Annotated in this window: 10 protein-coding genes; 7 read left to right on the top strand and 3 right to left on the bottom strand. The window is 68.3% G+C overall.

Annotated features, from left to right (window positions below; translation table 11 throughout):
* Positions 1-24 precede the first annotated feature (24 nt).
* The 3 genes from ACFY0P_RS44645 (at position 25) to ACFY0P_RS44635 (ending at position 2,359) form a co-directional block, all read left to right on the top strand.
* Positions 25-519: a VOC family protein gene (locus ACFY0P_RS44645; protein WP_388927554.1), complete on the top strand. Its 495-nt coding sequence runs from the start codon at positions 25-27 to the stop codon at positions 517-519.
* Positions 520-673: 154 nt separating this feature from the next.
* On the top strand, positions 674-1,528 hold the full coding sequence (locus ACFY0P_RS44640; RefSeq protein WP_388927551.1) for a fumarylacetoacetate hydrolase family protein: 855 nt from the start codon (positions 674-676) through the stop codon (positions 1,526-1,528).
* Between the two features lie 42 nt (positions 1,529-1,570).
* Positions 1,571-2,359: an IclR family transcriptional regulator gene (locus tag ACFY0P_RS44635; protein ID WP_388927548.1), complete on the top strand. Its 789-nt coding sequence runs from the start codon at positions 1,571-1,573 to the stop codon at positions 2,357-2,359.
* On the opposite strand, the gene ACFY0P_RS44630 is transcribed toward ACFY0P_RS44635, so the two are convergent.
* The gene (locus ACFY0P_RS44630; RefSeq protein WP_388927545.1) at positions 2,320-3,981 is read right to left on the bottom strand and encodes a bifunctional 3-(3-hydroxy-phenyl)propionate/3-hydroxycinnamic acid hydroxylase; all 1,662 of its coding nucleotides are present in this window, start codon (positions 3,979-3,981) and stop codon (positions 2,320-2,322) included. The genes ACFY0P_RS44635 and ACFY0P_RS44630 overlap by 40 nt on opposite strands.
* Before the next feature lie 151 nt (positions 3,982-4,132).
* Between ACFY0P_RS44630 and ACFY0P_RS44625 the strand changes: the two genes are divergently transcribed.
* Both ACFY0P_RS44625 and ACFY0P_RS44620 read left to right on the top strand, forming a co-directional pair.
* The gene (locus tag ACFY0P_RS44625) at positions 4,133-4,465 is read left to right on the top strand and encodes a hypothetical protein (RefSeq protein WP_382718625.1); all 333 of its coding nucleotides are present in this window, start codon (positions 4,133-4,135) and stop codon (positions 4,463-4,465) included.
* On the top strand, positions 4,462-6,150 hold the full coding sequence (locus tag ACFY0P_RS44620; RefSeq protein ID WP_388927542.1) for a hypothetical protein: 1,689 nt from the start codon (positions 4,462-4,464) through the stop codon (positions 6,148-6,150). Before ACFY0P_RS44625 ends, ACFY0P_RS44620 begins: the two co-directional genes overlap by 4 nt.
* 610 nt (positions 6,151-6,760) lie before the next feature.
* Here ACFY0P_RS44620 and ACFY0P_RS44615 read toward each other — a convergent pair.
* Entirely contained in the window at positions 6,761-7,468 is a 708-nt protein-coding gene (locus ACFY0P_RS44615) for an expansin EXLX1 family cellulose-binding protein (protein WP_388927659.1), read from the bottom strand.
* Between the two features lie 217 nt (positions 7,469-7,685).
* Positions 7,686-8,210 carry a TetR/AcrR family transcriptional regulator gene (locus tag ACFY0P_RS44610; RefSeq protein ID WP_388927539.1) on the bottom strand — a complete coding sequence of 175 codons (525 nt, stop codon included), beginning with the start codon at positions 8,208-8,210 and terminating at the stop codon, positions 7,686-7,688.
* A gap of 236 nt (positions 8,211-8,446) precedes the next feature.
* On the opposite strand from ACFY0P_RS44610, the gene ACFY0P_RS44605 reads away from it, so the two are divergent.
* Together ACFY0P_RS44605 and ACFY0P_RS44600 are read left to right on the top strand one after the other, a co-directional pair.
* Complete coding sequence (locus tag ACFY0P_RS44605; protein ID WP_388927536.1) at positions 8,447-9,469, top strand: lipocalin-like domain-containing protein; 1,023 nt, start codon at positions 8,447-8,449, stop codon at positions 9,467-9,469.
* Positions 9,470-10,794: 1,325 nt separating this feature from the next.
* Complete coding sequence (locus ACFY0P_RS44600; RefSeq protein WP_388927533.1) at positions 10,795-12,480, top strand: ribonuclease J; 1,686 nt, start codon at positions 10,795-10,797, stop codon at positions 12,478-12,480.
* Positions 12,481-12,580 lie beyond the last annotated feature (100 nt).

Below are 12,580 nucleotides of genomic sequence, written 5' to 3'. Positions count from 1 at the left end.
AGCGTGTTCCGAAAGGAGAGGACCATGGCAATCACCGGCCTCGGACACACCGGATTCTGGGTGGACGACCTGGAGACGATGCGTGACTTCTACACCCGGGTCATGGGGTTGACCGTGACCGATGAGGACGAGGAGCGGGGCATCGTGTTCTTCTCCTCGCGTCCCGACGTGGAGCACCACGAGTTCGTCCTCCAGCGCGGCCGCACTGCTCCTGCCGGCGCCAAGCTCACCCATCAGGTGTCGTGGAGGGTCGACTCGCTGGAGACGATCATCGACTTCCACCACCGGTTCCGTGCCGAGGGCATCAAGGTCCAGCAGGAAGTCACCCACGGCAACGCGATCGGGATCTACTTCTTCGACCCCGAGGGCAACCGCAACGAGGTCTACCTCCGGGTGGAGCGCGACGTACGGCAGCCCTTCCGCAAGTCGCTCAACCTCGACCTGCCTCCGGAGGAGATCTTCGCCGAGGCCGAGCGGCTGCTGACCGAGGGCGGTCCGGCCTACCAGCCCGTCCAGTGACGGTGCCCTCGCGACGGCTGTGCTCCGGGATCCCGGAGCACAGCCGCGGGATCCCTGCGCCTCGATTCCTCCCCGACCTCCACTACCCACCTACGGCTCGGGCCGAAGTGGCAGCCCTGGTCGCCATTTCGTCCCCGTCCTCCGGAGAACTGTCATGAGACTGAGCACCGTCCGTCTGCCCGCCCCCGATCCCGGCGGGCTGATCACCGCTGCGGCCCGCTACGAGGCCGACGAACTGGTCCTCCTGCCGTACCCGGACGTCGGTGCCCTGCTGGCCGACGGAGAGGACTGGCACCAGCGCGCGGCCGCGGCCGACGGCGAACGGATACCGCTGGAAGGGGCCTCCCTCGCCCCCGTCGTCCCGCACCCCAACAAGATCGTCTGCCTCGGCCTGAACTACGCCACACACATAAAGGAGATGGGCCGGCCCACCCCGACCCACCCGACGCTCTTCGCCAAGTACGACGGGTCCTTGGTCGGGGCCCACGACGACATCCACATGCCACCGGTCAGCGACGACCTCGACTGGGAGGCCGAGCTCGGTGTCGTGATCGGACGGCGGGCCAGGCACGTCGCCCCGGACGAAGCGCTCGCCTACGTGGGCGGCTACACCGTCGTCAACGACGTGACCGTACGGGACTGGCAGCATCGCACCCGGGAGTTCCTCTCCGGGAAGACGTTCGAGGCGACCACGCCGGTCGGGCCGTCTCTCGTCACCCCGGACGAACTTCCCGCGGGAGCCTCGGGGCTGACGGTCGGCTGCAGTGTGGACGGCCACACCATGCAGAAGTCCAACACCTCCGACCTGCTCTTCGACGTCGCCACGACCATCGCCTACATCAGCACCATCATCACGCTCCTGCCGGGCGATCTGATCGCCACCGGCACACCGGGAGGTGTGGGGGCAGGACGTGACCCCAAGATCTTCCTGCGCCCCGGACAGCAGCTGGTCACGTTCGTCGAGGGAGTCGGCGAGCTGTGCAACACCGTCGTCAAGGACCGACTGTGATCTCCGGTCGCCGGGAGGCATCTGCCCGGTAGGGTGTCTCCCATGTCAGGATCAGCGTCCCCCAGCTATCGCGAGCGCAATTCCACGGCCGATCGGGCCCTGGACATCCTGATGATGTTCGACGACACCCAACTCGTCATTTCCGGTAGCGCGGTCGCCGAGCGTCTGGGGGTCGCCCGTTCGACCGCCTACCGGTATCTGCAGTCCCTGGTGGGCAGCCGGTTCCTGGAGGAGGCGCCGGGCGGTGGTTTCCGGCTCGGGTTGCGTGTCCTGGAGATCGGCCGGTTGGCAAGGCGCAGCTACGGACTGTCCGAAATCGCTCTTCCGGCGATGACCGAACTGTCCGACGACGTGCGCGAGACGGTGCTCCTGACCCGTCGCACCGGGGAACTGGTCGTCTGCGTCGACCGTGCGGAGGCCCGCGCACGGGCGGTGCGGATCTCCTACGAGCGTGGCAGTACTCTCCCGCTCAACGCCGGGGCCTCCGCGCTCGTCCTGCTGGCCTGGATCCCGCAGGAAGAGGCGCGCCGGCTTCTGGAAGCCGCCAAGCTGAGTCGTTTCACCTCGGCCACGCTCACCGACGTGGACACGCTCATGGACCGGCTCTCGCACATCCGTCGCGCCGGATATTCCGTCACCCGCGGCGAACTCGACCCCGATGTGACGGGCGTGGCCGCACCGATCCGCGACGACCAGCATGAGGTGGTCGCCGCCGTGAGCGTCGCCGCGCTCTCCTCCAGGGTGTTTCCCGAAGCGGAGGCAGAACTGGCACAGAAGGTGCTGACGACGGCTCAGAAGATCACGGACCGCCTGATCGCCGTCGGAGGCTGAGGAACCAGGGGCGGAGGCAGGAGCCGGGCCAGTGCCCGTGCGACGTGATCTGCCTGGCCGGGGGTGAAGACGGCCGCTATCAACCTGTCGGGGCGGACCAGCAGCAGATGGCCCGGGAGCGACGCCAGGTAGGCGTCGAGCGCACCGTCCCGGTCGGCCACCGCGGCCCATCGGCCGCGCTCACGCGGTGCGCGGTCGCCGAGTACGACGTCCACATACCGCGCGTCGGGCAGACCGGCCGCCGTGACAGCGGTCCAGTCGTCGTCGGAGAGGCCGATGCCCAGCAGGCTCCAGCCCGGGCCGAGGAGATCATCGAGACGAGTGGTCGTGCACCCGGAGCCGTGCAGTACGAAGGGCTGCCGCAGCAGGGTGCCGGTCAGCGCCTGTCCAGGGCCATCGGTCGGTACCACCGCTCCGGTCGTCACCCGGGTGTCGGGCCGGTACCGCATCTCGGTCAGGTACCGACGCCCACGCCGGCTCCGAAGAGCCGCACGCACACACATGTCCCTCACCCGGGCCCGTCCGGAATCGGTCGTCATGACGACCCGGCCGAGCCGCACGGACAGGTCGATCATCGCCTGAGCGTGAGGACGGCGCTCCGTGTCGTAGGTGTCGAGGAGTGCGTCGCCGGCCCGCCCGGCAAGCACTTCGGCCACCTTCCAGCACAGGTTGGCCGCGTCCCGGACACCGGAGTTGAGACCCTGTCCGGCGAAGGGCGGCATCATGTGCGCGGCGTCGCCGAGCAGGAAGCAGCGGCCGTCACGCATCCGGTCCGCGAGCAGGGCGTGGAAGGTGTAGGCGACCGAACGCTCGATCTGTTCCGGGGTGATGTCCCGATGCGGGCGCAGCAGGTCCCGCACCAGGTCGAAGGGTACCGCGGCGCCGGGGGCGCACTCGCCGGGGCGCAGCCGGAACTCGTATCGGCACCGGCCCGCACGCCCGGGCACGATGACGAGGGGCCGAGCGGGGTCGCCGACGTGCATGCCGTAACGCTCGTCGTGGGGATCGTCGAGGGTGTCGACGACGAGCCAGACGTCATCCGGATAGCTGCGTCCGCGCAGGGGTACGGACAGCTGCTCCCGCACGGTGCTGCGACCTCCGTCGCACCCCAGGACGTAGGCGGCCTCGATCTGCCGTGTCGCCCGGCCGCCATCACCAGAGGCCAGGGTGGCCCACACACGGTCGGGATACTGGTTCAGTTCCACGAGGCGGGTCCCGAAGCGGACGTCGACGTGCGGGAAGCGGTCGAGAGCGGAACGCAGGACGCGCTCGAGGTCAGGCTGCGCGAAATGGCTCTTGAACGGGTGCCCGTGTCGCCGCCCTCCGGTGCCGCGGACATGGACGAGCGGTCGTCCGCCGACTCCGAAGTACCTGGTACCCGTCCCCGGCACGATGATCGGGTAGACGGCTACATCCAGGTCGGCCAGTTGCAGTGTGCGCAGCGACTCATCGTCCAGGCTGATCGCCTTCGCGTCGTCGCTCGTGGTCGTGTGCCGCTCGACAACCAGGACCCGCACACCGAGCGCGCCCAGGAGGTTGGCCGCGGTCAGCCCGACCGGTCCCGCGCCGACGACGAGCACCAGTGGAGTCGCACCGGAGGACGCCGACGGTGGTGTGGTCATGGATGAGCCCTTCCCGGTTCGTTTGACTCATTTTTCAGGATTGCTGTTTTGTTTTTCGAGACAGTAGGCCGGACAGGTCTGGCTGACAACCCCAAAAAACCAGACTCACAGGTCTTGACGAATGATGTGCACTGAACCGTACAGTTCAGCCATGCCTCACAGACCCCACACCTCCGTACCGTCGCCCCTATGGCAAGCACGGCGGCAGGCCCTGCGACTGGATCGCGCCTTTCTGACGGCCAACGCGGTCGGCCTCGCCGTCACCTTGGGTCTCGGCGCGACGGCCGGTGACCTGCTGGCCCATCGGCTGCCGGGCACGCAGGCCACGGTGGGGCTGCTCCTCTACTTCGCCCAGGCAGCCTTGCTGCTGGTGACCGCCCTGCGTTTCGACCGTCGCTGCACCCGGCTGCTGGACCCGTGGCAGCAGGCGTACACGCGGTCCGGTGCGGGAGCGGCCGACAGCGGCACGGGGACCGCGAAATGACCGCTGGGACGTTGCATCTGGCCGTTTCCGGCAGCACGAGTCATGTCTTGATCGGCTTCATGCTGTTCATGATGCTGACCCTCTTCCTGACGGTCTTCTCCAGCCTTGACGAGCACTCCCCGCGGGAGTTCTACGTCGGCGACCGAACGTTGCCCGCCTGGAAGAGCGGGCTGGCGCTGGCCGGGACCTTCACGTCGACCTCCCTGCTGCTCACCGTCACCGGCGTCGTGGCGACGGCCGGCTTCGACGGCATCACCACGGCCACCAGCATCTCCCTGTCCCTCGGGGTGCTCCTTCTCCTCGCCCGGCCGATCCATCTGAGCGGCGCCTGCACTCTGGGCGAGCTCCTCTCGCTCCGGGCCCACGGGACGGCTCCCAAGATCGCCGCCGCGATGGCCACGCTCGCCGTGGCGGGGCCGTTCCTGGTCGTGCAGCTGATGTCCGCGGGCAGTATCGTCGCCTCTCTGCTCGGCTTCCCCAGTGTCGGCGTCCAGAAGATCTGCACCGTGATGATCGGCTGTCTGGTCGTCACCTGCGGTGTGCTCAGCGGCGCCAAGGGACTCACCTCTGTGCAGGTGCTGGCCGTAACGGTTACCGGCACGGCGTTGTTCGTGATCTGCGCCTATGCCGTCCGTGCGTTCGGCGGCGACATCGACGCCCTGATCGGCACCGCCGCCCAGGGCAGTAACGACCCGAGCCGGTTCCTGTCCCCCGGTGGCACGATCGGCATCGGAAGCAGCTCCTATCTCGACTTCGCCGGAGGTCAGCTCGCGCTGGTCCTGGGCAGCGCCTGCATGCCGCACGTCCTCAACCGGGTCTACGCGATGAAGGACCCGGCCACAGCGCGACGTTCCATCCGATACGCGGCCGGCATCGTCGCCGTCCTGTGCACCGCCTTGGTCTTCCTGGGATTCGCGGCCGCGGCCCGGCTCGGCACCCGGGGGATCTTCGGCGGGCAGACGCAAGCCGACGGCGCGCTGATGCAGCTGGCACGGAACCTGACAGAGGGTACGGGGAACGGACTCGGCCAGTTGATGTTCGCCGCCGTGGCCTGTGCCCTCTTCCTGTGCATCCTGGCGGTCGTCGGTGGCACCGCACTGGCGGCGGCCGGTGCCCTCGCCCGCGACTCCTACCCTTACGTGACGCGGCGCAGGCGACCGACTCCACCGAACGAACTGGTCGTCGCCCGCCTCGCCGTAGCGGCCTTCGGCGTCGTGGGCATCACACTCGCGGTGCTCGCACAGGGCCGCTCCGCCGGCTTCCTGGCCCAACTCTCCACGACCGTCGCGGCATCGGCCGTGGCACCGGCCCTGCTCTACACCTTCTACTGGCGCCGGTTCAACCGCACCGGACTGCTGTGGACGGTCCACGGCGGGACAGCGCTGACGATCGGCCTGTACCTGTTCTCCCCCGCCGTGTCGGGCACCCCGACAGCACTGATCCCCACCGCCGACTTCGCCTGGTTCGGCCTGAGCAGCCCCGCCGTCCTCTCCGTGCCCGCGGCCTTCCTGCTGGGGTGGGCGGGCAGCCTGCTGGGAGGGCGCCGTGACGCACGGGGGGCTGCTCGGGAAGAGGATCCGTCCGCCGTCGACACACTGCTGCTGACCGGTCGACGACCGGCACCCCGTACTGGCACACCCGGGCACCCCCTCGCACCGGTCCGCCCTGAGCGCCGACCGCTGTGACGCTCCGGGGCCTTCTTCCGGACCCGAACAGTGGGATTCCTGAGCGCCGGAGGCGGCGGTGATCTCTGTCCAAGCGGTGCCTGAACTCGATGTGATGTCGCAGTCCGGCCCGGTCATCGTGCCGGGCGGACTTGCGTGCGGCCTTCGCCGAGGTCCGCGAACGGCAGGGTACGGCCTTCCGGCGGCAAACGCCCTCCCGCTGCCCATTCGGCTTTCGTCAACGCCGCCCTGGATGTACGGAGTCCGGAACAGGTGGCCCGGGACGAGGAACTCCACCGTTGGCACATCCCCGAAGGTCCCGGCCCGCCGTACCTCCATGAAAGTCCTGCAGGGTGTCCGAGTCGCCCTCCAGCAGCTCCACTGCTCCGCCCAGCCCCCTCCAGGAGCAGACTCGGCTGCGCAAGTCTCCGTCGGCCCGACACGAAGGCGGCCTCCGGGTCGCCCCTGTTGTCTCCACGCAGGCCGAGGGGCACCCGCAAGCCGCCCAGCGCCCCGGCTCCACAGGGTTTCGTCCCCTCTGAACCAGCCGTCGACCGCACTCGGTCGGTCTTCAGGCCCGCGCCGACCCGGTCGACGGCTGGTTCAGAGGGGCCCACTGTTGGCGGCGTGGTCAGTGTCGTGCGAACTGGACTCGCGTGGGTCGTATGACGTCCGGTCGTAGAGCGATCTGGTTGGTGGTGAGTTGTTGTCCGCATATGTCGGTGAGTCTGATGGCGCCGCCCCATCCCCTGCCGTCGGGAGCGAGGAAGTAGTTGTAGTCGGTGCGGGTCAGCTGGTGCCAGCCGCTGCCGCTGCGGACCTCCAGCCGGGCGAGCGGGTTGCGGTGGCCGACGGCCTGGATGCCGCACCAGTAGGGGCTGGATCCGTTCTTGTAGCGGATCGAGATCGTGCCCGCCGTGTCGGGGCTGAGCAGGCTCCAGGTGATCGCCAGCCGGCCGGTCGAGACGGGGGGCCAGTTCGGCGAAGGCCTGTTCGTTGAGGTCGAGTTGGCCGGGTGCACAGGGCAGGGGGCACTCATTGGTGATCTGGACCGTGACGGAGGCGCCGCGTGGACGCGCACGTATGCTCCGCATGCCCGTGACGCCTCGTAGTCGGTGGTGTTCATCGCCGCGATCATCATGTCGCCGCTCGGGCCGTAGGAGCAGGCGCCGTCCCCGACCCCGGCCTTGTAGACCGTGGCGACTCCCGGGTAGGTGACCTTGGCCGGATCCGCCCGGCCAGCGAGGTCGTGGCAGGAGCCATTCGCGGGGAGACCGAGGACGCCTGCGCTCTGGACGGGGAAGCCTTCGGGGGGTCGCGCTGGCCTTGGGGGTCGCAGAGGTGGTGGAGGGGGACGGTGAGGACAGCTCGCGTCATGACCAGGCAGACGAGAAGTCCTGCGACAGCCGGCCCCGTGGGGGAGCCCATCATCAGCGCCGTGGACAAGACCGCCAACAGAGTGACGGTGTTGCGCGACAGGGGACCCGTGCCTGGGGGCTTTGTCGCTGGTCCCGTTGCGGCGGGACGGTGGGGAGTGGGGGCTTCGGGGCTGGTCCTCAGGTGCGCAGCCGGGTGCCGTACGGGCGGACCGTGCTCCCGATGAATCCGCAGACCAGATCCGTCATCCGCGCAGCGGGGACGGCGAGGCCGTCGCGGATCCACGAGCGCAGCAGCATGAAAACCCCGCCCGCGACGAAGTCCACCGCGTACTCGAAGGGTGCGTTCCCGATGACGTCCTCCCGGCCGTACTCTCCGAACGCCCGCATCAGGTCGTCGATGTGGACCCGGATACGCTCGATGATGTGCTCTGTGTTCTCGACCTGCAGTGCGAGCGCGAGGGAGTCGGCGTTCGCGGCGCACTCAGCGAAGGTTGTGGCGAGCAGTTCCCGGAGGCCGACGCTGCGGTGAGGTGAGGGAAGCGCCGCGGCGCGGATCCGGTCGAAGACGTCGTCGACGTGGCTGAGCAGCAACTCTTCCTTCGAGTCGAAGTGCAGGTAGAACGTCTGCCGCGACACATCGGCGCGGGCGGCGATCCGGCTGACAGTGAGCTTCGACAACGGCTCGTCTTGCAGCAGTTCCAAAAGTGCCTGCTGCAGCAGGCGTCGGGTACGTCGGACCCTTCGGTCGCCGGGCGGACTGGTTGACATCATCATGACTTTGTCCTCTAAGCGTCATTCTTCGTGAGCTGACGTTGTCCGGGTTCAGGCCCTGGCCGTACCGTCACGTTATGCGACACGCGTCCAAAAAACTACAGGTGTCGCCCAAGACGAGAAGGTGCGACATGAGATTCAAAGCCACGTCTCGCAGGCTTCGCGGCATGACCCTCGCCGGCACTGTCGCGGTCACGTGTGCCCTGGCGATCCCGCAGGTCAGCTCAGCCGCCCCGGCCCACCACGGAGCTTCCCCGGCCCCGCACTCCGCTGCGGCCACCACGGCCACCACGCCGACCTTCGTGCATCTGCCGGCCGACCAGGCGGCACACCCGGGCACCGAAATCGAGTGGTGGTACACGGTGGGACACCTGTACGCCCGAGGGCACGAGTACGGCTATGAGGTGCAACTCACCTCTAGTGGAATGGCCCAGCTCGCCATCACCGATGTCACGTCGAACAAGTACTACACCCAGACCCTGCAGTATAAAGACGGCGAGTACAGCGTTTCGTCCAAGAAGCTCGACGTGCGGCTGCCGGACGCCACACTCTCGGGACCGATGAACGACATGCACCTGACAGCGACCCTTCCGGAAGGTCATCTGGACCTTCGGCTGGCCGCCAAGGGCCCTGCCATGTACAACAACGGCACCGGGCTGTTTCCGTTCCTCAAGGGCTCCAGCTACTACTACTCGCTGCCCAACCTGCAGACCTCAGGGACTTTGACCCTGGGCGGCAAGACCACCAAGGTCACCGGCCAGTCCTGGCTTGACCGCCAGTGGGGCAACTGGGACTTCACCCAGTTGAACAAGTGGACCTGGATGCCCCTCCAGCTCAAGAACGGCGAGTACCTGAACCTCTGGGACCTGTACGACAAGCAAGGCGAAGAGCGCTGGGCCACAGTGCTCCACAAGGACGGCTCGGAGAGCATCGTGTCCGTCAAGCCGGTGGCCAAGCACGCGACCAACTTCGAGACCAGCCCTACCAGTGGAAAGCGGTACGCCGGCAGGTGGACTGTCGAGATCCCCAGCCTGAAGGCCACGCTCACGGTGACGGCCACGCCCACCCTGCAGGAGATCCAGGGCCCCGGTGGCGGCCCCAACGAGGCCACCGCCACGGTGAAGGGCACCTATCAGGGCAAGCCGGTGACCGGCCGGGCCTACGTCGAGCAGTTCGGTAACTGGAAGTAACTAGTTCAGGTCGAGTGGCCGGGCCTGGCCACTCGACCTGCGTCACAAGGCGGCGGGCGGGACGAGCAAGGTGCGGACATACTCACCGGCGATGTGCTGCCGCCACTGCCCGTCCTCGCGCCACACACTGTGGTCACGCAGTCGGCGATGTCGGCGGCCGACGGTGCGGGCAAGAGGGGGTTGGCCGGGGAAGGACGCCACCTCATGCTCGGGCCAGGTGAGAAGGTCCCGATGGCCGCCTGACGCAACCTCGCTATAGGAGCCGGCCGCACAGCCGGAGCGAAGAACATCGCGACCGGCCTCCGCCGCAACGCCCGCGGCCCTCGCCGCCCCCTCACACTCCTTGTTCTCGGATGATCACGAACCGAACGTCATGCGACTACGCCGAAGCCCTGCCTCGAAGAGCACTTCGTGACGCGCCGAGATGCACCCCGCCGCCGTACGGCAAGCGACCACCGTGAACGACTTCCTCGCCGGCGGCATCGGTGAGCACCCCGACCGCTTCTCAGGTTTCGCGGCGCTGCCTCTACAGGACCCGGCGGCTACGGCGGACGAACTGGAGCGCGCGGCGACGTAGCTCGGCCTGCGCGGTGCTCTCGTCAACGCTCACACCCATGGCATGTACCTGTACGACCCCGCGCTGCGCGTGCGCGGCGACCGCTCCCTACCAACGCGGCGCTGTGGCCTTCGCCCAAGCACACGATCGCGCTGCTGACCGTCACCGAAGGTCGCTATACCTTCGAGACCAAGTCCGTCGACAGCGGGCCTGCCCTCACTCGTCGGCAGGCCTGGGACTACTTCGGCCTGCCCGCCTTTGCCGCATACCTTTACACACCAGGCGAAAACCCCGGCACCACCATGGCACAGCTGGTCACCCCCGCCGAACCAGCCGACCTACGGGGCCTCGTCATCGAGTTCAGGGGGCACCACATCCGGTTCCGGCATGGCTGGCGGAGCGGCGAGCGCTTCGGGGACACCGCCATCTGTCTGCCCTGCGAAGGAAACTGCCTCGGGGCCCTCTCGGCCCACTTGCTCCTGAGCGCCGACGGCACCCGCGCCTCGACCACTTCGAGTGGGCCAACGCCGAGGCCCACCGGGAGGTGGCGCACGCCGGAAAACCCGAGAGGGTGCACGAGATCTTCGCCGGCACCGGGCGAGTGGTTCGGCCACGGAAGGTGGTACCGCTTTCACCCGTGCCTGTTCCGGCCGCCGGGCGTGATCCGATCGTGCCGAGGCACCCGCTGCGGATATCCCGCTCCCTCGGGAGGAGGAGATCGCACAGGCAAATGGATCACCCCGTCCCGCTCTCCGGGTACCGTCAGGGTATGAGTCATCCGCACCCCGACCTCAAAGCCGCCCCGCCCCTTCCCGCAGGAGGGCTGAGGGTCATCGCCCTGGGCGGCCTGGGTGAGATCGGCCGCAACATGACCGTCTTCGAGCACGCGGGCAAGCTGCTCATCGTCGACTGCGGTGTGCTGTTCCCCGAGGAGACCCAGCCCGGCGTGGACGTGATCCTGCCGGACTTCACCTCGATCCGGGACCGGCTGGACGACATCGTGGCCGTGGTCCTCACCCATGGCCACGAGGACCACATCGGCGGCGTGCCGTACCTGCTGCGCGAGCGGTCCGACATTCCCGTCGTCGGCTCCAAGCTGACGCTGGCGTTTCTGGAGGCCAAGCTCAAGGAACACGGCATCCGGCCGCGCACGGTGCGGGTACGAGAAGGCGACCGCCGTAGTTTCGGGCCCTTCGACTGCGAGTTCGTGGCCGTCAACCACTCCATCCCCGACAGCCTTGCGGTCGCTGTCCGCACCCGGGCCGGGATGGTGCTGCACACCGGCGACTTCAAGATGGACCAGTTCCCTCTCGACGACCGCATCACCGATCTGCGCGCCTTCGCCCGCCTCGGGGAGGAGGGCGTGGACCTGTTCCTCACCGACTCCACCAACGCCGAAGTACCCGGCTTCACCACCTCCGAGCGTGAGCTGAATCCGGCGATCGAGCAGGTGATGCGCACCGCGCCGCGCCGGGTCATCGTCTCCAGCTTCGCCAGCCACGTGCACCGCATCCAGCAGGTCCTGGACGCCGCCCACCAGCACGGCCGCAAGGTCGCCTTCGTCGGCCGGTCGATGGTCCGCAACATGGGCATCGCCCGTGACCTGGGCTATCTGAAGGTCCCCTCCGGTCTGGTCGTGAGCACGAAGGAGCTGGAGAAGCTCCCGGACCACAAGATCACTCTGGTGTGCACCGGCTCCCAGGGCGAACCGATGGCAGCACTGTCACGGATGGCCAACCGCGACCACATGATCCGCATCGGCAAGGACGACACCGTCCTGCTCGCCAGCTCCCTCATCCCCGGCAACGAGAACGCCATCTACCGGGTGATCAACGGACTCACCCGGTGGGGCGCCCACGTGGTCCACAAGGGCAACGCCAAGGTGCACGTCTCCGGGCACGCCAGCGCAGGCGAACTCGTCTACTGCTACAACATCGTCAAACCCCGCAACGTCATGCCCGTGCACGGCGAATGGCGCCACCTGCGGGCCAACGGCGACCTCGCCATCCGCACCGGTGTCGACCCCGACCGGGTCGTCATCGCCGAGGACGGCGTCGTCGTCGACCTGGTCGACGGGCGCGCGTCCATCACCGGCAAGGTCCCCGCCGGCAACATCTACGTGGACGGCATGGAAGTCGGCGGCGCCACCGAAGCGTCCCTCAAGGACCGCCTCACCCTCGCCGCCGAAGGCGTGGTCACAGTGGTGGCGATCGTCGACGCCGACACCGGCGCCCTCGCCGAGGCCCCCGACTTCCTCGCCCGGGGCTTCGTCCACGACGACACCACCTTCGAGCCGGTCATCCCCGTCATCGAGAAGACCCTGGCCACCGCGGCCGAGGAAGGTGTCGGGGACGCGCGCCAACTCGAACAACTCGTCGCCCGCGCCGTCGCGAACTGGGCGTTCCGCACCCACCGCCGCAAGCCCCTCATCATCCCCGTCATCATCGACGCCTGAACCACAGCCCGGCAGCACGGTCCCGGTTCCGGCCGCGGCCCCGCCGGCATCGAGGCCAGGCACGGGAGTCGGCAGCCACCCCTGCAGGCCGGGGTGGCAA

The sequence above is a fragment of the Streptomyces sp. NPDC001714 genome (genome assembly GCF_042892755.1).
GTDB lineage: Bacteria > Actinomycetota > Actinomycetes > Streptomycetales > Streptomycetaceae > Streptomyces.
Note: the sequence above shows the minus strand (reverse complement) of the source record. Positions and strands in the feature narration are given on the sequence as shown.

Coding starts and splice junctions, on each gene's coding strand:
- ACFY0P_RS44645 (WP_388927554.1), top strand. CDS start 25: ATGGCAATCACCGGCCTCGGACACACCGGATTCTGGGTGGACGACCTG.
- ACFY0P_RS44640 (WP_388927551.1), top strand. CDS start 674: ATGAGACTGAGCACCGTCCGTCTGCCCGCCCCCGATCCCGGCGGGCTG.
- ACFY0P_RS44635 (WP_388927548.1), top strand. CDS start 1,571: ATGTCAGGATCAGCGTCCCCCAGCTATCGCGAGCGCAATTCCACGGCC.
- ACFY0P_RS44630 (WP_388927545.1), bottom strand. CDS start 3,981: ATGACCACACCACCGTCGGCGTCCTCCGGTGCGACTCCACTGGTGCTC.
- ACFY0P_RS44625 (WP_382718625.1), top strand. CDS start 4,133: ATGCCTCACAGACCCCACACCTCCGTACCGTCGCCCCTATGGCAAGCA.
- ACFY0P_RS44620 (WP_388927542.1), top strand. CDS start 4,462: ATGACCGCTGGGACGTTGCATCTGGCCGTTTCCGGCAGCACGAGTCAT.
- ACFY0P_RS44605 (WP_388927536.1), top strand. CDS start 8,447: ATGACCCTCGCCGGCACTGTCGCGGTCACGTGTGCCCTGGCGATCCCG.
- ACFY0P_RS44600 (WP_388927533.1), top strand. CDS start 10,795: ATGAGTCATCCGCACCCCGACCTCAAAGCCGCCCCGCCCCTTCCCGCA.